A 22537-nucleotide genomic window follows, 5' to 3' on the forward strand; every position below is an offset into this window, starting at 1 on the left:
ACTGCGCAAAGTTACAAAAAAATTGATAAGATGCAAAGAATATTGGAAATTTTAAGTAATTTTGCAGCAGATTTGTGACAAAATATAACATCAGCACATGGTATACAAATATGATTTCCTGGTGATAGGAGCTGGCGTGGCCGGTATGAGCTACGCACTGAAGGTGGCTCGCGCCAACAAGGGTAGGGTGTGTATGATATGCAAGACCTCGTTGGACGAGGCCAACACATCGTTTGCCCAGGGGGGCGTGGCATCGGTTACCAATCTCGAACTGGATAACTTCGAGAAACACATAGAAGACACGATGATTGCGGGCGACTATATCAGCGACCCCAAAGCCGTAGAACAAGTAGTAAGAATGGCGCCCGAACAGATTAAAGAACTGGTTAACTGGGGCGTGAACTTTGATAAGAACCACGATGGCAAATTTGATTTGCATCGCGAGGGCGGACACTCTGAGTTCCGTATTCTGCACCACAAGGACGACACGGGTGCCGAGATACAGCGCGGACTGATGGAGGCTGTGCGCAACAATCCCAATATCGACATCAAGGAGAACCACTTTGCGGTGGAGATTATCACCCAGCACCACTTAGGTGCCAGAATTACACGTCGTTCGCCATACATTAACTGCTATGGTGCCTACGTGCTGAATCCTGATACCCAGAAGGTGGATACCTATCTGGCAAAGATGACCGTGATGTGTACCGGTGGTTGCGGTGCTGTGTATCTGACCACATCGAACCCCGTGATTGCTACTGGCGACGGTATCGCGATGGTGTATCGTGCCAAGGGTACGGTGGCCGATATGGAGTTTGTACAGTTCCACCCCACGGTGCTGCATAACCCTAACGAAACGCACCCCGCCTTCTTGATTACCGAGGCAATGCGTGGTTATGGTGGCATACTGAAGTTGCCCAATGGCGAGACGTTTATGGAGAAGTACGACGAGCGTCTGTCGTTGGCACCACGTGATATCGTGGCACGTGCTATCGATAAGGAGATGAAGATTCACGGCTTGGATCACGTATGTCTGGATGTAACCCATAAGGATCCCGCCGAGACACGCAAGCACTTCCCCAATATCTACCAGAAGTGCCTGTCGATGGGTATCGATATCACTACTGATTATATCCCCGTTCGTCCTGCCGCCCACTATATGTGCGGTGGTATCAAGGTGGACCTGAACGGACAGACCAGCATAGAACAGCTTTATGCCCTTGGTGAGTGCTCGTGCACTGGTTTGCACGGTGGTAACCGCCTGGCCAGCAACTCGCTGATTGAGGCTGTGGTTTATGCAGAGACGGCCGCTAAGCACTCGCTGGAGCATGTGGATTTCTACGACTTCAACGAGAAGGTGCCTGAGTGGAACGACGAGGGTACGCTGACCAACGAGGAGAAGGTGCTGATTACCCAGAGCGTAAAGGAGGTGAACCTGATTATGTCGAACTACGTAGGTATTGTGCGTAGCGACCTGCGCTTGCACCGTGCCTGGGACCGTCTGGATATGCTTTACGAGGAGACCGAGCGCTTGTTTAAGCGTGTAAAGGCCTCGAAGGATATCTGCGAATTGCGTAACATGATTAACGTGGGCTATCTGATTACCCGTTGGGCATTGGAGCGCAAGGAGTGTCGCGGTTTGCACTATACTACTGATTATCCTGTTCACGCTTACGATAAGTAGGATGATTGACAGACAAACGATAGACAAGATACTTGATGCCACGAACATCGTTGACGTGGTGGGCGAGTTTGTAACGCTGCGAAAATCGGGCGTTAACTATAAAGGCTTGTGCCCGTTCCACGACGATAAAACGCCATCGTTCATGGTGTCGCCAACCAAGCAGATATGCAAGTGCTTCTCGTGTGGTGAGGGCGGAACGGCCATCAACTTCCTGATGAAGCACGAGCAGATTACCTATCCCGAGGCCCTGCGATGGCTGGCCAAGAAATACAATATCGAGATACAGGAAAAAGAACTGACTGAGGAGGAGAAACGTGAGCAGAGCGACCGCGAGTCGATGTTCATCGTTAACGAGTGGGCCATGAACTACTTTAAGGATGTGCTGAACAACGATCCCGACGGTGTGGCCATTGGGCGTCAGTACTTCCGTAGTCGTGGTATCCGCGATGATATTGTGGAGAAGTTCAACCTGGGTTTCTCGCTCTCAAAGCGCGATGCCCTTGATATAGCCGCTAAGAAAGCGGGGTATCAGGAGGAGTTCCTGATTAAGACGGGCTTGTGTATCAAAGGCGAGAAGGGTGTGTACGATCGCTATGCGGGTCGTGTTATCTTCCCCTGGTTCAACGTAAGTGGAAAGGTGGTGGCCTTTGGTGGGCGACTGTTGGATGCGCGTACCAAGGGGGTGCAACAGAAATATGTGAACTCGCCTGACTCGGAAATCTACCATAAGGAGCGCGAGCTGTATGGCCTGTACCAAGGTAAGAAAGCCATTGCCAAGGAAGACTGTGTGTATATGGTTGAAGGCTATACCGATGTGATTGCCATGCACCAGTGCGGACTGGAGAATGTTGTGGCCAACAGTGGTACGGCTCTCTCGAAATATCAGATAAAACTACTGCGACGATTTACGCCTAACATCATCCTGCTGTATGATGGCGACGAGGCCGGTATCCATGCCGCCATGCGAGGAACAGATATGCTGTTGGCCGAAGGCATGAAAGTAAAAGTGCTGTTACTGCCCGATGGCGACGACCCGGATTCGTTCTCACGTAAGCATACCGCCCAGGAGTTCAAGGCGTATATCGAAGAGCATGCCGAGGACTTTATCTCGTTCAAAACCAAACTGACGGTAGAGAACGTGAGCGACCCCGTGAAGCGTTCGGAGGCTATCGGTGGTATCGTGAAGAGTATCTCGGTGGTAGATGATAACCTGTTGCGCGATGAGTATCTGACCCAGTTGTCGCGCCGTTTGGGCATCAAGGAGGAAACCCTGCTCCAATCGATGAACGGCATGATTAGTCGCGACCGCGAGGAGAAGGAAAAGGAATACAATCGCGAGCAGGCACAGAACGCCATCCAGCAGGAACGCGAGGCGCAGGGCAAGCCCATGGCTATCGGTCTGCATACCATCAGCGATCAGATTCAGCAGGTAGAGGACCTGCTGATCAAAACCATTGTTCGCGATGGCGAGAAGATTATCTACGAAAACCTTCAGACCGAAGACGGGCAAACCATCAACCTCTCGGTAGCACAGTTTATCAGCTACGATATGGGGGAGGATGGCCTGAGTTTCAGTAAGCCTGTATATAACAAGATTCTGCAAGAGGTGGTGGCCCATTGTGGCGAAGAAGGTTTTAAGGCCGAGGAATACCTGACGCGCCATACCGATTACGAAATCAGTTCGATTGCGGCCAGCATGGCTGTGGATTCATATCAACTGGGTAAGGGATTCCAACTGAAAGAACGTGAGGGTGGCTTGCGGTCGCACGTGGAGCATATAGTGCTTGACTTCCGTTATTACTGCCTGGGTGCCAAGGTGAAGGAACTGTTGGCCTCTATCAAGAAAGGCGAGGGCGATGTGATGGCAACGCTGGCCGAGTATCAACATGTTGACTTGATATATAAGGAAGTGGCAAAGAAATTAGGACGATGAGTTGGCTGAATATCATATTCATAGTGTACCAGATCATTGCTATCATGGCGGTGGTACACGTGATTATGGACAACCGTCAACCTGCTAAGACGATGGCTTGGGCGCTGGTGATTTATTTTGTGCCAGTGGTGGGCATCGTCTTTTATTTGTTTTTTGGCATAAACCATCGCAAGGAGCGCTATGTGAGCGAACGTTCGATGAACCAGCTTACCAAGCGTTCGATGCTGGAGTTTGCCGAGCAACAGAACCTGCGACTGCCCGAGCGCCACAAACCATTGATCGATTTGTTTATTAACCAGAACCTGTCGCTACCTTTTAAGGATAACCTGGTGGATATCTGTACCGATGGCTATCAGTTTATAGCCGAATTGATGGAAGATATCGGCAAGGCCAAGGATCACATACATCTGGATATGTATATTTTTGCCGACGATGCCTTAGGCATGTTGGTGGCCGATGCCTTGATTGACAAGGCCCGCGAGGGTGTTGAGGTAAAGGTGATTTACGATGATGTGGGGTGTTGGAATGTGCACCATCGCTTTTTTGAACGGATGCGCGAGGCGGGTATCGAGGTGCGCTCGTTTATGCCTGTGCGATTCCCGTCGTTTACCAGTAAGGTGAACTATCGCAACCACCGCAAGATTATTGTGATTGATGGTCTGGTGGGCTATATCGGTGGTATGAATATTGCCCAGCGCTACGTAAAAGGTACTGGCGATATGCCTTGGCGCGACACCATGCTGAGGGTAAGCGGAGGTGGTGTGCATGCCTTACAGCGTGCGTTCCTGGTTGACTGGTATTTTGTGGATCGTACCTTGTTGTCGGATAAAAAGTACTATCCACGATGCGAGGATATCAACAATAACTGTCTGGCACAGGTGGTTACCAGCGGTCCTACCACACCTTACCCTGAGATTATGCAGGGTTATGTGCGCATTATCTTAGGTGCCAAGCGTTATCTGTATCTCGAAACACCTTATTTCCTGCCTAACGATTCGGTGCTGTTTGCCCTGAAAACAGCCGCTTTGGGTGGTGTGGATGTGCGAGTGATTTGTCCGTTACGCAGTGATGCCAAGTTTGTGGAGTGGGCCAGCAGGAGCTATCTGCGCGAGGTGCTTGAGGCAGGTGTACAGGTTAGCTTGTACGAGGCTGGTTTCCTGCATTCAAAAATGCTGGTGTGCGATGATGCTATCACCACCTGTGGTTCGACCAATCTCGATTTCCGTAGTTTCGAGAATAACTTCGAAGCCAACATCTTCTTCTTCGACGAAGGTGTGGCTATGCGAATGAAAACCATTTTCTTACGCGACCTTGAGCAGAGTGTACTGCTGAAGGACTTGAAGAAACGCATGCGTAACAATTTCCTGGTACGCCTGTGGGAGAGTGTTACAAGGATGCTGTCGCCTCTTTTCTGAAAATCGAAAAGTTTACGCTACCATAGCTGCGATGCTCTACAAAGTGTGGGGCATCCGAGAAGTCGTTCTCCTTACCATGCTCGAACACCAGGATTCCGCCATCCTTCAACAAGTTCTTCTCGAAAATCAGTCCAGGGATGGTGGGCAGTTCCTTGAGGGCGTAAGGGGGATCGGCAAAAATAAAGTCGAACTGCTGTTTGCACGATTTGATATAGCGGAACACATCGCCGCGCAAGGGCAGGCATACATCGGTATTAAGCTTTTTCAGGCATTCGGTAATAAACTTGTGGTGGTCGCGGTCCATCTCAACGCTTACCACATGTTCGCAACCACGCGATACCAGTTCGAGCGAGATACTACCAGTACCCGAAAACAGGTCGAGGGCGTTGATACCTTCGAAATCGATATAGCTGTTCAGTACATTAAAAATGTTCTCCTTGGCAAAATCGGTGGTAGGGCGTGCCTTGAACGAGCGGGGAATATCAAAATGTCGCCCCTTATAGATACCTGTAATAATTCTCATCGTCCGCGTGATATAAAGGTTATTAAATCGTAGGGCATACCCTTGATGCTGGTAGCAGGCGAATCGGGAAATTCGGCCGTAGCATTAATCAGGTAGGCGTTGTGCAGGAATCGCTTTAACTCCTGCAGCAACCACTCTTCTTCGGGTATGTTGCCTAGGATATGCAGTTCGTCGTGCTCTGGCTCCAGTCGCAATTGCTTCCACACATACATCAGATAGTAAAGAGCATCGTGTGCATGGGCAGCATCAAACGTGTTGCAGAACTTAAAGCGGTTCTGCTGGAAACTGAAGATGTGAAGCTTCTTGCTGTTGAAGTAGCCATACAGCTTGTTGCGATGACCTGTAAAGCTACGCTGATGCAGTTGGCGCCAGACTGGTGTAAGGGCATGCACAAAGTTATAGCCACTCTCAAAACGGTCCTTGATAACCGTATCCAGATTCTTGTTGATGGCGAAGACGCAAACGGCCTTCAGGTCGGGCAATACATTGTACAGTATCACACGCTTTTCCTGACCAGGAGGGTACGAATACGAAAAGAGCGCTTCCATGTCGTTCTCGTCGAACTGTTCGATGGGTACCAGCAACGAAGGGGTATCTACCATGATAAAAACCTTGGCAGTATCCTCGTCTACATAGTCGCCTGTCTTGAATGCCTCGCGCAGATTGGCCGACATCGAGATACCGCCACGAACCACGTACGGACGATAGTCGATGGGGTGCACGGTGTTGGCAACATCGAGTGCGGTGAATGAGAGCGTGTTGCGCCCTATGCGTATGATTGTTGTCTTCGCGTCCATCTACTTCACGTTCATCACACTGGCCACGCACAGCGCAAGCAAGCACGCAGCTATCACAGCCAGCACAATATTCACTAATTTGTTGTTGATATGCATATCTGGGTGCAAAATTAATAAAAATTCGTGTAATTCGTGTAATTCGTGCCTAAAAAAGTGTAACTTTGTGGCCGAAATGATTAGCGACGAGTTTAAATTCCGCATTCGGGAGGCTATGGGCATGGTGCCTACGGCCGAACAAGAGCACGCCATCGACGTGTTCTCGCTCTTTATGACCGACCGCGACGACCATGTGGTGATGATTCTGCGTGGTTCGGCAGGTACGGGTAAAACCACCTTGGCGGGTGCCATCGTAAGGGCGATGAATGTGTTGAAACAGAAGATGATTCTGCTGGCCCCGACAGGTCGTGCAGCAAAGGTGTTTGCACTCAATGCTGGTCATCCGGCTTACACCATCCATCGTCGCATATACAGGCAGAAGTCGGCCGGTGATATCTCTAGCTTTAATCTGAACTATAACAATAACCGCGATACCTTGTTTATGATAGATGAGGCATCGATGATTGCCAATCAGGGCTATGGCGAGAGCGCGTTTGGTAGCGGTTGCCTGCTTGACGACCTGATGCAGTTTGTGTATAGTGGACAGAATTGTCGTATGGTGTTGGTGGGCGATAAGGCTCAGTTGCCACCTGTGGGCGAGGATGAGAGTCCGGCGCTGATGAGCGATGTGCTACGTGCCTACGGTATGAAAGTGTACGAGTGCGACCTGAATCAGGTGCTGCGCCAGAGTGAGGACTCGGGTATCTTGTGGAATGCTACCCGCATCAGAACGCTGATTGACGATTGGGTTCTGCCAAAAATCCGATTCCAGGGATTTGCTGATATTGTGCGTGTGCCAGGCGATGAGCTGATAGAATCGTTGGCCACCAGCTACAGTAGGGTGGGGATGGACGAGACGATGGTGATTACCCGTAGTAACAAGCGCGCTAACATCTACAATCAGGGTATCCGCAATACGGTGTTGGATCGCGAAGACGAACTCTGTCGTGGCGACCAACTGATGATTGTGAAGAATAACTATTACTGGACTGAACAATCCAAGGAAATTTCGTTCCTGGCCAACGGCGATATCGCTGTGGTGCAGCGTGTACGCAATGTACAAGAACTGTTCGGGTTCCGCTTTGCTGATGTGACGATGACGCTACCCGATTACGATAGCTACGAACTCACGGCTACCGTGATTCTCGATTCGCTGACTACCGAATCGCCTGCTCTGTCGCGCGAACAACAGGAACAACTGTATAATGCGGTAATGGAGGATTATGCCGATATCCCCCTGAAGGCCGACCGCATTAAGCAACTGAAGAAAGATAAATACTTTAATGCCTTGCAGATAAAGTTTGCCTATGCCGTTACCTGTCACAAGGCGCAGGGCGGACAGTGGGCGCACGTGTATATCGACCAAGGTTATATGACGGACGATATGTTGACGCCCGACTATATCCACTGGCTTTACACCGCTTTTACACGTGCTACCGAAAAACTGTTTTTGGTAAACTGGCCTACCACTCAGATAGAGGAGAGTACAAACGTAACATGACAACCTGGGAGATTCTTTTCTGCCAGATCCAGCATGCCACCTTGTTGTATCATCATTCGTCGGCTTAACGACAAGCCGATACCGCTACCTGTGCGCTTGGTGGTAAAGAAAGGCACAAACAGCGACTGGCGGTTTTCGGCTGGGATAGGACTGCCATCGTTGCCGATAAGAATGGTCTTGGGGGATGGGGCCTGGGTGTTGGTGAGTTCGATGATGATTTTGGTAGCCTCGGCCTCGATGGCGTTCTTGATAAGGTTCATCAATATCTGGCGCAGCATGCCCTTATCGGCTTTTAAGATGGTATCGGCAGGCACATCAATAGTCCATGCCAATTGCTGATAGGTTTTGCAGAGCTCGTCGAGCATAGGGCGCAGGGGCACTTCGGAAAGGACTGGCTTTTCGAGTTCCGACATCTTACGATAGTTGGTTACAAAATCGCTCAGATGGCGCGAGGTGTCGTAGATGGCTTTGATACCATCTTCGAGGAGTGTGCCCTTTACGTCGGGACGGCTCAGCAACGACTGACTGATGCTGGTGATAGGTGCAGTGGCGTTCATCATCTCGTGGGTAAGCACACGGGTTAATCGCTCCCACGATTCTACCTCGTTCTTGTTCATCTGTTGACGGATATTCTCGCCCAGCTCGTTGAGCGCCTCCTGCATGGCACGCTCGCCAGGTAACAGATTGTTGGTGGGCAGGCGGAACGAGAAATCCTGATTACGAATGGCCTCCTTCATGATGTGGGCACGCAATCGCAACTTGTGCTGGTGGTGCACAATGGCTATCACCAACACTACCAGTACCACACCTATTATAATGAAGAGCCAAGTCATAAGCGTTTCATCTTGTTGTAAAGAGTCTGACGGGTGATACCCAACAATTGGGCGGCTTGAGTGAGATTACCATGACAGTGGTCGATGGTGCGACGGATATGCTCCTGTTCCACTTCGTCGAGACTAACGATTTCGTTCTGCATGTCGAGCACATCCTTCAGTTTGCGTAGCAGTTCGTCGTTATCCCAAGGCTTGGTGATAAAATCGGCGGCACCGTTCTTCAGTCCCTTTACCGCCAGGTTAATGTCGGCATAGGCTGTGAGCAGTACCACAGGTGTTTCGGGGTGCTGTTTGCGGATGGTGCGAAGCCAGAAAAGCCCCTCGTTACCATTGTTTACACCAAGGGTAAAGTTCATGTCGAGTACTACGATGTCGATGGTTTGCTGAGCCATCAGTTTCAGAATGTCATCGGGGTTGGTCGAGGTCAGCACCTGTTCGAAAGTGCCGTCAAGCAGATAACGCATAGCGGTAAGGATGGCCGCGTTATCATCAACGATTAATATGGTTCCGTACTTGTTCATAATGTAATTTTTGTGTGCAAAGATACGAAGAATTGTATAAAAGTCATACAAAAGGGTGTATAAATTTTAGACAATCAGCCTTTGGAGCCCTATTTTTGCTTGGCAGGTAATATTTATTACCCTATCTTTGCAATAAAAATTGCGACCAAAATTTAAAAATAACGCGATATGAAAAAGTCGATCATCCTCTGTATCTCAGTATCTCTGTGTTTGAATTCGGTTCAGGCGCAACAGATGACCATGCAGCAATGCATGCAGTATGCGGTGCAGCATAACCACGAGGTGAAACAGGCCGAGTTGGAACTCGACAACTATAAGGCATCGAAGACCGGTGCTATCGGTAAATTCCTGCCATCTGTGGATGGATACATCGGTGCCCAGTATAACTTTGGACGTGCCATCGACCCAGAGACCAACGGCTATACCGATGTGAGTACCTTTTATAATGGCTATCAACTCTCGGCATCGTTGCCAGTATTCGACGGATTCAGTCGTCTGCATGCCCTCAAGGCCGCTAAGGCCAGCGAGATGATGGGACGCGCCAGTCTGCGCCAGCGTCAGGATCAGACGGCACTCGACGTACTGCAGGCCTATACCAGCGTGGCTTATTACGATGGATTAGTAAAGATGGCCGAGGAGAAAGTTGAAGAGACGTTGTTGTTGCTCAAGCAGGTAAAAGTGCTTGAAGAGGTGGGGCGAAAGAGTGCTGCTGATGTGGCTCAGGTGGAATCGCAACAGGCTGAGGCCGATTACGAACTGACACGTCAGCAGAACCTTTATGCCTCGGCTATATTGGAACTGAAAAAGGCCATGAACTATCCCTTGGGTGATAGTCTGAGCCTGGAATATATTCCCAACGTGGGAATGTTTGATTCCCAGTGTGGGAACAATTCATTCCCAACGTGGGAAATCGGCTCGCCGCTTGCTACCAACGGGACGCAAGAAAAAAATCTGGATAACGAGCGCCATCCAGAACTTCAGGTGGCCCGCTATCGCATGCAGACATCGAAACATGAGTGGCATCAGGCTCGCGCTTCTCTTTACCCATCACTCTCTCTCAGTGCGGGTCTGAGCACCACTTATTACAAAACGCTACATAACGATGCTGCGGAGACATTCCGCAATCAGATGAAGAATAATATGGGTGAATACTTTGGCGTATCAGTCAACATCCCCCTGTTCAACCGTTTGCAAACCCTTACCAGCATCCGCAAGGCCAAGAACAACTACAAGATTGCCCAGGAGGCTTACGACCAGAAACAACTGGAACTGGCCAAACTGAGCAGCGAGGCTTGGCAGGACTGGCAGGGCTATCAGAAGCAGACCATACAGATGGAGAAGAAGGTTGAGGCCGATAGCATCGCCTATCAGCTTACCCGTCGACAGTTCGAAGAGGGCCTTGCAACAGCCATCGATCTGCACACCACATCGGCACAGCTACTCAACTCAAAAGCCACCCTGCTGCAATGTCAGCTCATGGCTATGGTAAAGGAACAATTAGTAAGATATTATAAAGGAGAAACAATATGGACAGAGTAATCGAAAAAACTAAGAGTCAGCAACTGAAGAAGTATTGGCCATACGCTGCAGGCGGTAGCTTGTTGTTAGTAATGCTGGTTTGGCTGATTTTTGGCAACCATGCCTCGACGCTCAAGGTGAGCAAGGACGAGATGACCATCAGCGAAGCACAGCGTGCCGAGTTCAAAGACTATGTACGTACCAACGGCCAGGTGCTGCCCATCCAGATAGTACAGATTTCGCCCGAAGAAGGTGGTATCGTGATGGAGAAGGTGGTTGAAGAAGGTACGATGGTGCACAAGGGCGATGTGATTGTTCGATTGAGCAACTCGAACCTCGACCTGCAGATTCTGAATGCCGAGGCCGAACTGGCTGAGAAGCAGAACCTGCTGCGTAACACCCAGGTGGCTATGCAACAGGACCGTTTGAACAACCAGACCGAACAGGCTCAGTTGGATATGGACACCCATCGCAAACAGCGTACCTACGATCAGAACAAGCGCTTGTATGCCGAAAAGCTGATTAGCAAGGAGGATTACATCAAGTCGCAGGAGGATTACCAGCTTTCTGCCAAGAAGCGCTCGCTCATTACCAAGCGCCTGAAGCAGGACTCTATCTATCGCACCGTTCAGATGGACCAGATGGAGGACAATCTGCAGAACATGCGTAAGAACGTGGTGCTGGTTCGCCAGCGTAAGGATAAGCTCGAGATACGTTCGGCTATCGATGGCGAACTGGGACTGCTGGATGTGGAGTTAGGACAGAGCATTCAGCCTGGTCAGAAGATTGGTCAGTTGAACGACCTCTCGGATTACAAGGTGCAGGCCAGCATCGACGAGCATTATATCGACCGCGTTCGTCCAGGTCTTTCAGCTACCTTCACCCGTGGCGACAAGCAGTACCAGTTGCAGGTTCGCAAGGTATACCCCGAGGTGCGCGATGGTAAGTTCCGTTGTGATTTCGTATTCAAAGGCGAGCGTCCTGAGAACATCCGCTCTGGTCAGACCTATTATATCGACCTGGAACTGGGTCAGCCCGAGCAGGCCATCATCATTCCTCGTGGCACCTTCTTCCAGACCACAGGAGGCCAGTGGATATTTGTGCTCGATAAGAGTGGCTCGAAGGCTTATCGTCGTAACATCCGTGTAGGTCGTCAGAACCCTCAGTACTACGAGATTCTCGAAGGTTTGGAGCCAGGCGAGCGCGTGGTTACCAGTGGTTACGAAGCATTCAAGGATAACGAAGTGTTAGTGATTAAGTAAAGCGTTATGAAAAGCTATTTTAAGTTTCTTGGTCGCCATCGCCTGTTTACCATTATAAATATTGTGGGCCTGTGCCTGTCGATGGCCTTCCTGTTGCTGTTGGGCGATTTGATCTACCGTCAGACATCAGTAGAGAACTACCAGACCCGTGGCGAGCGTATCTTCGCATTGGGCAATGAGGAGTTTACCATGTCGCACTTCCGCGTAGGTCAGAAGTTGCAGGACCGTTTCCCCGAAATAGAGGCGTGGTGTTCTGTCTCTGGTTATAATGCCATGTTTGATATCCGTGGCATGGAGGTGCAAACCGAGATTCTGGTGGTGGCACCTAACTTCTTTGAATTCTTCGATTACCAGTTGTTGACTGGCGACAAGCATAAAGTGCTCGAAGCCCCCAACCAGATGGTGGTGAGCAAGAAGTTTGCCGAACGCTATTGGCCCGAGGGCGATGCCGTTGGCAAGGAGGTTGTGCTGGGTGATAAGAACGATCCCGACGGGCATGTTACCTATACCATCAGTGGCATCATGGACGATTTCGACCGCTCGGTTATCCCCAGCAGTCACGAGTGCGTGGTGAACCTCGAAAGTCATAAGCATTTTAACTATTCGGCTTATACCGAAGAGATGAACAATGCCGGTAGTAGCGTGCTGTTCCTGATGCAGCGCGAGGGTGCCGACCTGCGTAGCAAGGCCGATGCGATGCGCGAGTATATGAAGACCTTCTTCTGGCTCTATCGTATGGATGCAGTAAAGCAGGTTACGCTTACCCCGCTCTCTGCGCTCTACTACGATGCCAAGGAATGCTCATTCCAGTCGGGCGACCTGAACCACGGCAATCGCGATATGGCTCACCTCTATGTGGTGATAGCCCTGTTGGTGCTGGTGTTCGCTATTTTTAATTATGTCAACCTGAGTGTGTCGCTTACCACAGAGCGCTCGAAGGAGATGGCCACACGCCGATTGTTAGGTCTGTCGCGTTTGCAGGTATTCCTGAAGCTGATTGGCGAGAGCATCTTCTTTACAGCCATCGCTTTTGGTGTGGCTTATCTGGTAGCCCTTGCCCTGCAGGATAAGGCTATCGAGATGGCCGCCTGTCCGATGGATCTGTTGAAGGATACTGGCATCGTTACAATCATCGGCTTTGTGCTTATCATTGCTGTGGTAGGTGCGTTGGCAGGTTTTGTGCCCGCCTCGATACTCAGTGGCTATCAGCCTATCGATATCGTTCGTGGCACCTTCCGCCGTCGTGTTCGTCAGCGTTGGAGCCATGTGCTGATGGTGATTCAGACTGTGTTTGCCATCGTGATGCTCACTGTAACCTTGTTGCTCAGTAGCAATATCCGCGAAAAGATGCATCAGCCTCTGGGTTACGATTACGAGAATATTCTGGAAACCTGGGGACTTCATAACCTGAGTCTGACGCAGCGCCAGACCTATCGCCAGCAGCTGTTGCAACTGCCCGAGGTTGATGCTGTGGGATTTGGTTATGGTACGCCGCTCGATTTCTTGGAGAACAACACCACCCAGGCCGACGACGGTACGGTGGTAAGTATGCGCTACCTGATGGGCGACAGCTGTTTCTTCAATATTCTGAACCTGCATCCTGAGAAGACTTATTCGGATAATGGAGTAGGTGTGAACTACCAGTTACTGCGCCAGTTTGGTAAGAGTGATGATACCCGAGAGATAGTGAACACCAAAGGCCATATGAATATGACTATTTCGGCTGTTTATCCCGATATTATCTATCAGACTGTGATGAACGAGGAGAAGCACCCCACGCCCATCGTGATATTGAGAACCGATGAATATCTTAACGACACCACCAGTTTTGCTCAGCGACAATATGGCTCGCCCCGTATGGCAATCGTGAAATATCATGGTAATCGCGAAAAGGTGGAGGGCCAGATGAAAGCCCTGTTCCAGGAATTCACGGGTCATGAAGCCCCCGAGGCCCATTCGCTTGAACAGAAACATCAGGAATGGTACGAGGATTACGAGCGATTCCTGAGTGTGCTCACCGTGTTTACGTTTGTAGCTTTGCTCATAGCTATCCTGGGACTGATGGCGATGAACAGTTACTTCGTAGGTCAGCGTAGGCGTGAGATTGCTGTGCGCCGTGTGTTTGGTGCCGAAGTAAGCAGTATCACCCTGCACTTGTTGCGAACGGTGTTTGTACAGTCGTTGGTAGCCGCCATTATCGCTATCCCGTTGGCCTACTGGCTGGCACCTACGGCAGGCAGTATATCAGGTTTGCATGTAGAGATGCAGTTCACGCCTTTGGTACTCTCGCTGATCATCGTGCTGGTAGTAAATGTGCTTACTGCCGCCCTGCAGGGATGGCGCGCCGCAACCGAGAACCCTATCAACAACATTAAGAACGAATAAACCATAAAACCGTATGAAAAGTTACTTTCGATTTCTATCACGCAACAAGCTCTACACATTAATCAATGTGGTAGGGCTTGTCGTGTCGTTAATGTTTATCATCCTGCTGGGCGACTACACCTGGCGCCAGTACAGCATCGACTCGTGGCACAAGAATGCCGATCGTATCGTGCTGGTGGGCAGCGAGTCGTCATTTGCCTTGTGGCCAGATGCTGCCGCTCAGATAAAAGATATGTGTCCTGAGATTGAGCAGAAATGCTGTGTAATGAGTTCAAAGTGTAAAATCAGATATCATCAGCTGGAGGTAAAAGACGATGACAAGGGAAATGGTTCCGTCTTGCTGGTCGACTCGACATTCTTCCAGTTCTTCGATTTCGAGTTGGAGGCAGGCGACCGTCGTACGGCTTTAGACGCCCCCAACAAATGTGTAATTACTGAACGCTTGGCCAAACGCCTCTTCGGCGATAAGGACCCTATAGGCGAGCCCTTGCAGATTATGGGCGATCGCGAAGTTGATCCAAGCAATACCATCTACGATAGCACCTTGGTGTATACCGTTAGTGCTGTTGCCAAGAATTTTGACTACACGGCACTGCCTAATGAAACGCAGGTTATTGCCAGTGTAGAGCGCTATCCACAGATAGAGGGCTATAAGTTTGATAATTACGGGTTTGCTTTCAGCTCTTCAGGTGCTTGCAAGGGCTTTTTTATGCTTCGTCCAGGCATGACGCTCGACAGCAAGAAGAAAGCCATTAATGACCTTATTGTCAAGAATTTTCCTCCTATTTTTGAAGAATATAAGGTAAGCATCATACCTCTTAAAGATATGATGTTTGCGCCTCAGAACGATGGTAAGGGAGTGATGAAAGGCGACAAGACGCGACTTCGCATCATGCTGGCTGCTGTGCTAGCCATCCTCTTCTTTGCCATCACCAACTATATTAATCTGACTGTAGCCAATACGGGATTTCGTTCCAAGGAGATGGCTACACGACGGCTCTTCGGTAGCAGTCAGCGCACCATATCGCTGAAACTTATTGCAGAATCGACGCTGATGGTGGCCGTCTCTTTTACTATCGGACTGGCCTTGGCGCTCAGTTTTCAGCAAGATGCCGCCAACCTGTTCAAGGGGAAGATAGCATTGGTAGATGATATCAATATAGGTAGCATATGTATTTGTCTTGGTTTCATCCTGCTGGTAGGTTTCGTCTCGGGCATCCTACCCTCATGGCACATTTCCCGCTATCAGCCCATCGACATCGTGAAGGGTAATTTCCGTTTCCATTCTAAGATGGTTTTAGGACGTCTGTTCATTATCTTGCAGAATGTCATCACTATCACAATGCTTACAGCCAGTCTTGTCATCTGGCTACAACTGAACCACCTCATTCATGCGCCGTTAGGCTACAACACCAAGAACCTGTACTATGTGGGAACGCCAGAAGGTAAGAGCCAGACAGTCAGGAATAAGTTGGAGAAGATGCCCTTTGTGGAGCGCATTGGTGAGTATAGCGGAACGCCCTTTACTGACAGCGGCGGTGGCGTCATGGTGGGCGCCATGCACAACGGTAATTGGATAAGTATGTTCGTAACTGCTATGGATTCGACTGCCTTCGATCTCTATGGACTGGAGATTCTCAAAGATTATGGTAATACCCGTGATGGCTACTATCTGAATGAGGAAGCCAAGCGTAAGTTTGGGTTGAGGGATGAGGACCGCGAGATACCCATGGGCATGGGTGAAAAGGCACCAGTTAACGGTATCCTCAAAGAATTCCATCACATAAACGTGCTCCGTGAAGCAGATCCTTTTGGCATTCAGTTGCAGGAACATATTGGAAATCCCTGTTACCTTGTTAGGACAAATGGCGATAAAAAGGCGAAGGCCGCTTTCTTCGACTTAATGAGAGAATTGGATGTTTCTGAGGAACAATTGGAATGGTATGTTTCTAGCATGGAGAAGGATGTAGCCAAGACCTTCGTTGAGCAGCAGAACACGTTGAAGATTATCACCATCTTCACCATCATTGCCATTATCATCTCTATCCTAGGCACCATCGGCATGTCGCTCTTCTTCATCCGTCAGCGACAGAAGGAAATCTCCATCCGTAAAGTGATGGGCTCTACATCGGGCGAAGTACTGATGTTAATGCTCCGTATCTTCTCAATACCATTGCTGATTGCGTTTGTCATTGCCGTACCCCTCTCGTGGTATGTGATGACCGACTGGCTCAGCAATTTCAGTTATCGTATCACGCTCAGTGCCTGGATATTCGTAGCGGCTGGGTTTACCTGCTTCATCATCTCGCTGCTTACCGTTGTTTTCCAGAGCTGGCGCGCTGCATCTGAGAACCCTGTGAACAATATCAAAACCGAATAATCAGGGTAGTGTAAATAAATCATACGATAGTGTGTATAAAGATTAGACGAACGGCCTCCGGGCACTCCAAAAAGCTTGCATAGAACTTAGAATGATCGTAACTTTGCAATGTGAAAAGAAAAAAGCAAAGTATTAACAATTTAAATAAGTACGATTATGAAAAAGTTTATGATTAGCTCGATGATGTGCCTGATGGCTCTGACCTCAAATGCACAAGTGATGACATCTGCAACTGTGGATAAGATTTTCGACACAGTCTCTCAAGCTAACGACGCAGAGTTTGTTTACAATGCTGATCGTGATGCCGATGGTAAGATTGCTACGATGGTGGTATATCAGGAACAGCCCCAGCGCAAGGGTAACTTCACCCTGAAGCCCATCTACCGCTACCAGTACAACTATGCTGCCGATGGTAAGCTCACCAGTCGTACTAAGTTCGTATGGAACAAGAACCAGTGGCTGTGTGCGGGTCGCCACAACTACTTGTTGGATGGCGGATTGTATATCGCTACCTATAGTCGCTGGAACAAGAAGAAGGCGCAGTTTGATGAGCCCGTAGGCCAAATCACCTATACTCTGCTGCCCGATGAGAGCATTGCCAGCGTGGCCTGTTACAGTCGTGAGCGTGGTCATGCCGACTTGCAACTGGAGTGGCAGGCACCTGTTGAAAAAGGTACCTTGTACACCGATCATTACCTTACTCTGAAATGATTGTCAAGGAATCATACGCCGAGGTGTCTAATAATTAGACAATCCGCATCCGCCAGGGTGTAAAACCTTGGCGGATGCGTTTTTTAGATGTATTTTTGCATCAGAAATCATAAATTGAATAATGATATGAAGAGTTATTTCCGTTTTCTCTCACGCAACAAGCTCTACACATTAATCAATGTAGTAGGGCTTGTAGTGTCACTCATGTTTATCATCCTGCTGGGCGACTACACCTGGCGCCAGTACAGTATTGACTCGTGGCATAAGCAGGCCGAACGAATCGTTCTGGTAGGTGATCAGAGCAATTTCTTTATGTGGCCGCAGGCTGCCGACGATATCAAGGCACGATGCCCTGAGGTGGGGCAGACGTGCGCCGTGATGAGCCAGAGTGGAAAGATAAAGTATGGCGAAAGGGTGATAGAAGATGGCGACGACAAGAGCAGTATCCTGTTGGTTGATTCTTCTTTCTTCAACATCTTCGACTATGAGTTGACACAGGGTAACAAGCGTTATGCGCTTGATAAACCCGATAAGTGCGTGATTACAGAGCGACTGGCCAAGCGCTTGTTTGGCGATAAGAACCCTATGGGTGAGTCGATTCAGATTACTGGCGAGCGCCATGTGACGATTGGAACCGAGGACCCTTACGACAGTACGTCGGTATATACCGTGAGTGCCGTGGCTAAGGACTTCGATCATACCGTGCTGCCCAACGAAACACAGATTATCGTAAACATGGCACGCTATCCGCAGGTGATGGGCTACAAGCTCGAGAACTATACAATGGCCTACGGCCCCCATGGTTGTAGTAAGGTGTTCTTGATGCTGCGCCCAGGTGCAAACCTCGACAGCAAGAAAGCTGTTATCGCTGATTACCTGGCCAAGAACTATTATGGTAAGTGGGAGGCGCAGAACCTGACCTTTACGCCACTCAAGGACATCATGTTTGCGCCACAGAACAATGGAGCGGGCATGCAGAAAGGCGACAAAACACGGCTCCACATCTTGTTGGCTGCTGTGCTGGCCATCCTCTTCTTTGCCATCAGCAACTACATCAACCTGACGGTTGCCAACACAGGCTTCCGTGCCAAGGAGATGGCCACCCGAAAACTCTTCGGTAGTAGTCAGAAGGATATCTCGTTGAAGTTGATTGCCGAATCAACCCTGATGGTGGCCGTATCGTTTGCCATCGGTCTGGCTTTAGCCTTTGCCTTGCAGGATGAGGCTATCGATTTGTTTAAGGGTAAGATCGACCTTGCTGGCGACATCAGTCTGGGCACCGTTAGTGTCAGCATCGCTTTCATCCTGTTGGTGGGTATCATCTCGGGCATCATGCCTTCGTGGCAGATCTCACGCTTCCAGCCTATCGACATCGTGAAGGGCAGTTTCCGTTTCCGTTCCAAGATGGTGCTGGGTAAGATCTTTATCATTCTGCAGAATGTAGTTACGGTAGTGATGCTTACCTCGGCGCTTGTTATCTGGTTGCAGTTGAATCATCTCATTCATGCCCCGCTGGGCTACAACACCGAGAATATGTTTGTAATAAACGCGCTCGACGGTAAGGATCAGACGGTAAGAAACCTCCTGGAGAAGATGCCTTTTGTTGAGAAGATAGGTACATTCTCGCATACCTCGCTGGCAACTGGTAGCTGTAGCATGCGAAGCATTAAGCGCGATGGTAAAATGGTTACCATTATGCTATTAGACCTTGATAAAACCGCCTACGATCTTTATGGATTTAAGAAAAAGAAAGACTATGGACCAACCAGCGACGGTTACTACTTGACGGAGGAAACCATGCGCCAGATGGAATATACCGACACTACCAGGACGATTGCCTGGGGTACAGAGAATAAGAATCCTATCGCAGGAGTTCTTTACGATATCCATCGTATCAACGTGCTGAAAGGTGTTGATCCGTTTGCCATCCGATTAACGGATACATTCGAATATCCTTCGTTCCTGGTGAAGACCAATGGCGACAAGCAGGCTAAGGCTGCCTTTATTGCCATGCAAAAGGAGCTGGGCATACCTGAGGCTGATATGGAGTGGTATGTGCAGCCGCTGGAGGAAAATATTGCCAAAACCTTCGAGGACCAGCAGAACACGCTGAAGATCATCTCGCTCTTTACCATTGTGGCTATCGTTATTTCGGTGATGGGCTTCATCGGTATGTCGCTCTTCTTTATCCGTCAGCGACAGAAGGAGATTGGTATCCGTAAGATTATGGGTTCAACCTCGCACGAGGTGATGACGCTCATGCTGCGCACCTTCTGTGCACCATTGCTGGTATCGTTTGTCATCGCCATCCCGCTGTCGTGGTACGTGATGACCGACTGGTTGAGCAACTTCAGCTATCGCATCAGCCTGAGTCCTTGGATATTCGCTGTTACCTGTGCCTTTGCCCTGCTGGTAGCTGTGCTCTCGGTTAGCATCCAGATTATCAAAGCCGTGCGTACCAACCCGGTTGAGAGCATTAAAACCGAGTAACTGGTGGCAAGTGTATAAAAATCATACAGTGAACCGTATAATGTTTAGACATACCGCCTACGGGCCGTGCAAAAAGCTTGCAGATATAGGTTAATAGCCGTATCTTTGCAGCGTAAACATCAACAAATAATGCATATGAACGTTATCAAATCTCTCAATCAGCGTGGTCAGCACAATTGGATCAAGATTCTCTGTCTGGCTGTTGGTCTGGCTACAGGTGTAGTATTGATAGGTAAGGCTGGTTTCGAACAGTCGTGGGATAAAGACTTCGACACGAGCGACCGCATCTATGTGCTCTATGAGGATATCATCCGCGATGGTGAATACACGCATTATTCACAGACCTCGGGTGCTATCGCTCACGGCTTGAAGCGTTACTGCCCCCAGGTCGAGGCGGCTACCCGCTATACAGGCTTTGGTTGGGACCTGCCACTGGTTACCGAAGACGATAAGCGCATACGTACCAATTTCTTCTTTACCGATAGCTGTTTCTTCGATGTGTTTCCCTACCGTATTCTGGCAGGTAATCCTAAGAAAACGCTCAGTCAGCCCAACTACTGCATGATTCCGCAGTCGATAGCCGAGAAACTGGGTGGCGACGTGATTGGTAAGAAGGTGTATTATAATAAGCGTGGCAATCTGGCACTCACTATTGGCGGTATCTACGAGGATATCCCGCTGAACAGCCGTCTGCACGACTTGGAGGTGCTGGTATCGATGTCCACACTGCCCCAGATAACCTGGGACGGTCGCGACAACTGGGTGGGTAACGACCGCTACTTCGGCTATGTGCGATTGGCCAAAGGCATCACCCCCGACGACCTGAAACCGCAGATAAAGAAGATGCGCCATGATAACCTGCCTGCCGACGAACTGAAGAAGGCCGGTGTGGATCTCGATTACTCGCTGCGCCCGTTGGCCGACTATCATACACAGGACGATGCTACACGTCGCATGATATGGATTATCTCGTTGCTGGCCATAGTGCTGATTGGCTGTGCGGTGATGAACTATCTGTTGCTGGTGGTTGGTGGCATCGGTCGCCGAGCCCGCGAGATGGCTGTACACCGTTGCTATGGTGCCGAGGCACGTAACATCTACGGTCGCGTAATGATCGAGAGTGTGCTGCACCTGCTGTTATCGCTGGCACTGGCCGCAGGCTTGCTGTTCATCTTCCAGGATACCATTCAGGATCTTACGGGCACGCCACTACCGGTCATCCTTACTACAGGTCATAACATCTGGTTCATCGCCCTTACTTGTTTGGTGGTGCTGGTTATCACTGGTCTGGTGCCCGGTTGGGCTTACACCCACATCCCCATGACTGCTGCCTTTAAGCATTACAACCATTCGCACCGTGCGTGGAAAATGCTGTTGTTGGGTTTGCAGTTTGCTTCGGCCACCTTCCTCTTCGTATTACTGCTGGTGGTAGGTCGCCAGTATCAGCTGATGGTGAACGATAATCCAGGTTACGACTATTCGACCCTGGCCGATCTCAATACCGACGAGCTCTCGTTGACACAGAAACGACTGGTGGTTAGTGAGCTCAAAAAGCTGTCGGGTGTGAAAGGTGTTACCACATCTTATGCCTACCTGCCCGAGATGCAGAGTGGCGATAACATCTTCCTGCCAGGCGATGACAAGGAATACATGAATGTGGCCGACCTGTTTGATGTGGGCGACGATTACTTCGAGGTGATGGGTATCCCCGTGATTGCCGGTCGTACCTTTACGCAGCAGACCGACACCATGCGCGAGGCGATGGTAAGTCGTAAGTTCGAGGAGAAGATGAAACAGCTGGCTGGTTGGGATCAGGCTGTAGGCAAGCAGGTCATCTGCACATCATATAATGGTCCTTACACCATCGTGGGTGTGTTCGACGATCCCCGCATCGGTAGTATCACCTATCCCGATACCCGTCCAAGCATCTGTTTCTACGACCAGCATATGAGGTACACCCACCATATCACCGTGCGTTTCCACGATATGGATGCACTCGATGCCGCTAACAAGCGCTTGCACGAGTTGATTCCCGAGAATCCCGATATAACCATGCGCCCCTATACCATGCTGATGACGCAGCTTTATACCGACGCCCACCGCTTCCGCAGTACTGTGATGATTGGTGGCTTGGTAGCACTCATCATCGCCCTGATCGGACTGATTGGTTATCTGGCAGGTGAGTTGGCTCGCCGACAGAAGGAGATTGCCGTGCGCAAGGTGAACGGTGCCCATATCATCGATGTGCTGCAGCTCTTTATCCGCGACATTCTGCGCCTGGCTTTGCCTGCAGTGGTTATCGGTGCCATCGGCGGCTGGTATGTATCGCGCTTGTGGTTAGAGCAGTTCAGCGAGAAGGCTGTTCTGCCGCCAGTACTCTTCGGCCTTTGCGCCCTGGCGGTAGTGGTGGTTATCCTCTCGGTGGTTTGCATCGGCTGTTATCGTGTGGCCAGCAGCAATCCAGTTGATTATCTTAAGAACGAATAAA

General features: G+C 49.8%; 15 protein-coding genes. 11 read left to right on the forward strand and 4 right to left on the reverse strand.

The window, feature by feature from the left end; genetic code table 11:
• Positions 1-97: 97 nt before the first annotated feature.
• The 3 genes from nadB to cls are packed head-to-tail and all read left to right on the forward strand — an operon-like array spanning position 98 to position 5032.
• Positions 98-1684 (forward strand): L-aspartate oxidase, encoded by a 1587-nt coding sequence (nadB, locus tag T500_RS0103730; protein ID WP_013063265.1) that lies wholly within the window; start codon positions 98-100, stop codon positions 1682-1684.
• A 1-nt stretch (position 1685) separates the two neighbouring features.
• Entirely contained in the window at positions 1686-3617 is a 1932-nt protein-coding gene (gene dnaG / locus T500_RS0103735; protein WP_028906992.1) for a DNA primase, read from the forward strand.
• Positions 3614-5032 (forward strand): cardiolipin synthase, encoded by a 1419-nt coding sequence (gene cls / locus T500_RS0103740; RefSeq protein ID WP_013063048.1) that lies wholly within the window; start codon positions 3614-3616, stop codon positions 5030-5032. The genes dnaG and cls overlap by 4 nt, the downstream gene beginning before the upstream one ends.
• On the opposite strand, the gene T500_RS0103745 is transcribed toward cls, so the two are convergent.
• Both T500_RS0103745 and T500_RS0103750 read right to left on the reverse strand, forming a co-directional pair.
• Positions 5004-5555, reverse strand: a complete 552-nt coding sequence (locus tag T500_RS0103745; RefSeq protein WP_028906993.1) for an RsmD family RNA methyltransferase — start codon at positions 5553-5555, stop codon at positions 5004-5006. The two genes, cls and T500_RS0103745, sit on opposite strands and share 29 nt — an antisense overlap.
• Complete coding sequence (locus tag T500_RS0103750) at positions 5552-6352, reverse strand: DUF3822 family protein (RefSeq protein WP_028906994.1); 801 nt, start codon at positions 6350-6352, stop codon at positions 5552-5554. Before T500_RS0103750 ends, T500_RS0103745 begins: the two co-directional genes overlap by 4 nt.
• Positions 6353-6524: 172 nt before the next feature.
• On the opposite strand from T500_RS0103750, the gene T500_RS0103760 reads away from it, so the two are divergent.
• A complete protein-coding gene (locus tag T500_RS0103760) occupies positions 6525-7949 on the forward strand; it encodes an ATP-dependent RecD-like DNA helicase (RefSeq protein WP_028906995.1) in 1425 nt (474 codons plus the stop codon).
• On the opposite strand, the gene T500_RS0103765 is transcribed toward T500_RS0103760, so the two are convergent.
• Together T500_RS0103765 and T500_RS0103770 are read right to left on the reverse strand one after the other, a co-directional pair.
• Positions 7919-8782 carry a sensor histidine kinase gene (locus T500_RS0103765; RefSeq protein ID WP_036908361.1) on the reverse strand — a complete coding sequence of 288 codons (864 nt, stop codon included), beginning with the start codon at positions 8780-8782 and terminating at the stop codon, positions 7919-7921. The two genes, T500_RS0103760 and T500_RS0103765, sit on opposite strands and share 31 nt — an antisense overlap.
• Positions 8779-9303 (reverse strand): response regulator transcription factor, encoded by a 525-nt coding sequence (locus T500_RS0103770; RefSeq protein WP_028906997.1) that lies wholly within the window; start codon positions 9301-9303, stop codon positions 8779-8781. Before T500_RS0103770 ends, T500_RS0103765 begins: the two co-directional genes overlap by 4 nt.
• 168 nt (positions 9304-9471) lie before the next feature.
• On the opposite strand from T500_RS0103770, the gene T500_RS0103775 reads away from it, so the two are divergent.
• The 7 genes from T500_RS0103775 (at position 9472) to T500_RS0103805 (ending at position 22536) form a co-directional block, all read left to right on the forward strand.
• Positions 9472-10842, forward strand: coding sequence for a TolC family protein (locus T500_RS0103775; protein ID WP_028906998.1), 1371 nt, complete (start codon positions 9472-9474; stop codon positions 10840-10842).
• Positions 10830-12083: an efflux RND transporter periplasmic adaptor subunit gene (locus T500_RS0103780; protein ID WP_028906999.1), complete on the forward strand. Its 1254-nt coding sequence runs from the start codon at positions 10830-10832 to the stop codon at positions 12081-12083. Before T500_RS0103775 ends, T500_RS0103780 begins: the two co-directional genes overlap by 13 nt.
• 6 nt (positions 12084-12089) lie before the next feature.
• Complete coding sequence (locus T500_RS0103785; RefSeq protein WP_028907000.1) at positions 12090-14468, forward strand: ABC transporter permease; 2379 nt, start codon at positions 12090-12092, stop codon at positions 14466-14468.
• A gap of 13 nt (positions 14469-14481) precedes the next feature.
• Positions 14482-16848: an ABC transporter permease gene (locus tag T500_RS0103790; RefSeq protein ID WP_080694780.1), complete on the forward strand. Its 2367-nt coding sequence runs from the start codon at positions 14482-14484 to the stop codon at positions 16846-16848.
• Between the two features lie 156 nt (positions 16849-17004).
• Entirely contained in the window at positions 17005-17559 is a 555-nt protein-coding gene (locus T500_RS0103795) for a DUF3836 domain-containing protein (RefSeq protein ID WP_028907002.1), read from the forward strand.
• Between the two features lie 126 nt (positions 17560-17685).
• Complete coding sequence (locus tag T500_RS0103800) at positions 17686-20049, forward strand: ABC transporter permease (RefSeq protein WP_028907003.1); 2364 nt, start codon at positions 17686-17688, stop codon at positions 20047-20049.
• Between the two features lie 135 nt (positions 20050-20184).
• Positions 20185-22536 (forward strand): ABC transporter permease, encoded by a 2352-nt coding sequence (locus T500_RS0103805; RefSeq protein ID WP_196243463.1) that lies wholly within the window; start codon positions 20185-20187, stop codon positions 22534-22536.
• Position 22537 lies beyond the last annotated feature (1 nt).

Origin of the sequence: Xylanibacter ruminicola Ga6B6, from assembly GCF_000687715.1 — a bacterium.
Lineage (GTDB): Bacteria > Bacteroidota > Bacteroidia > Bacteroidales > Bacteroidaceae > Prevotella > Prevotella ruminicola_B.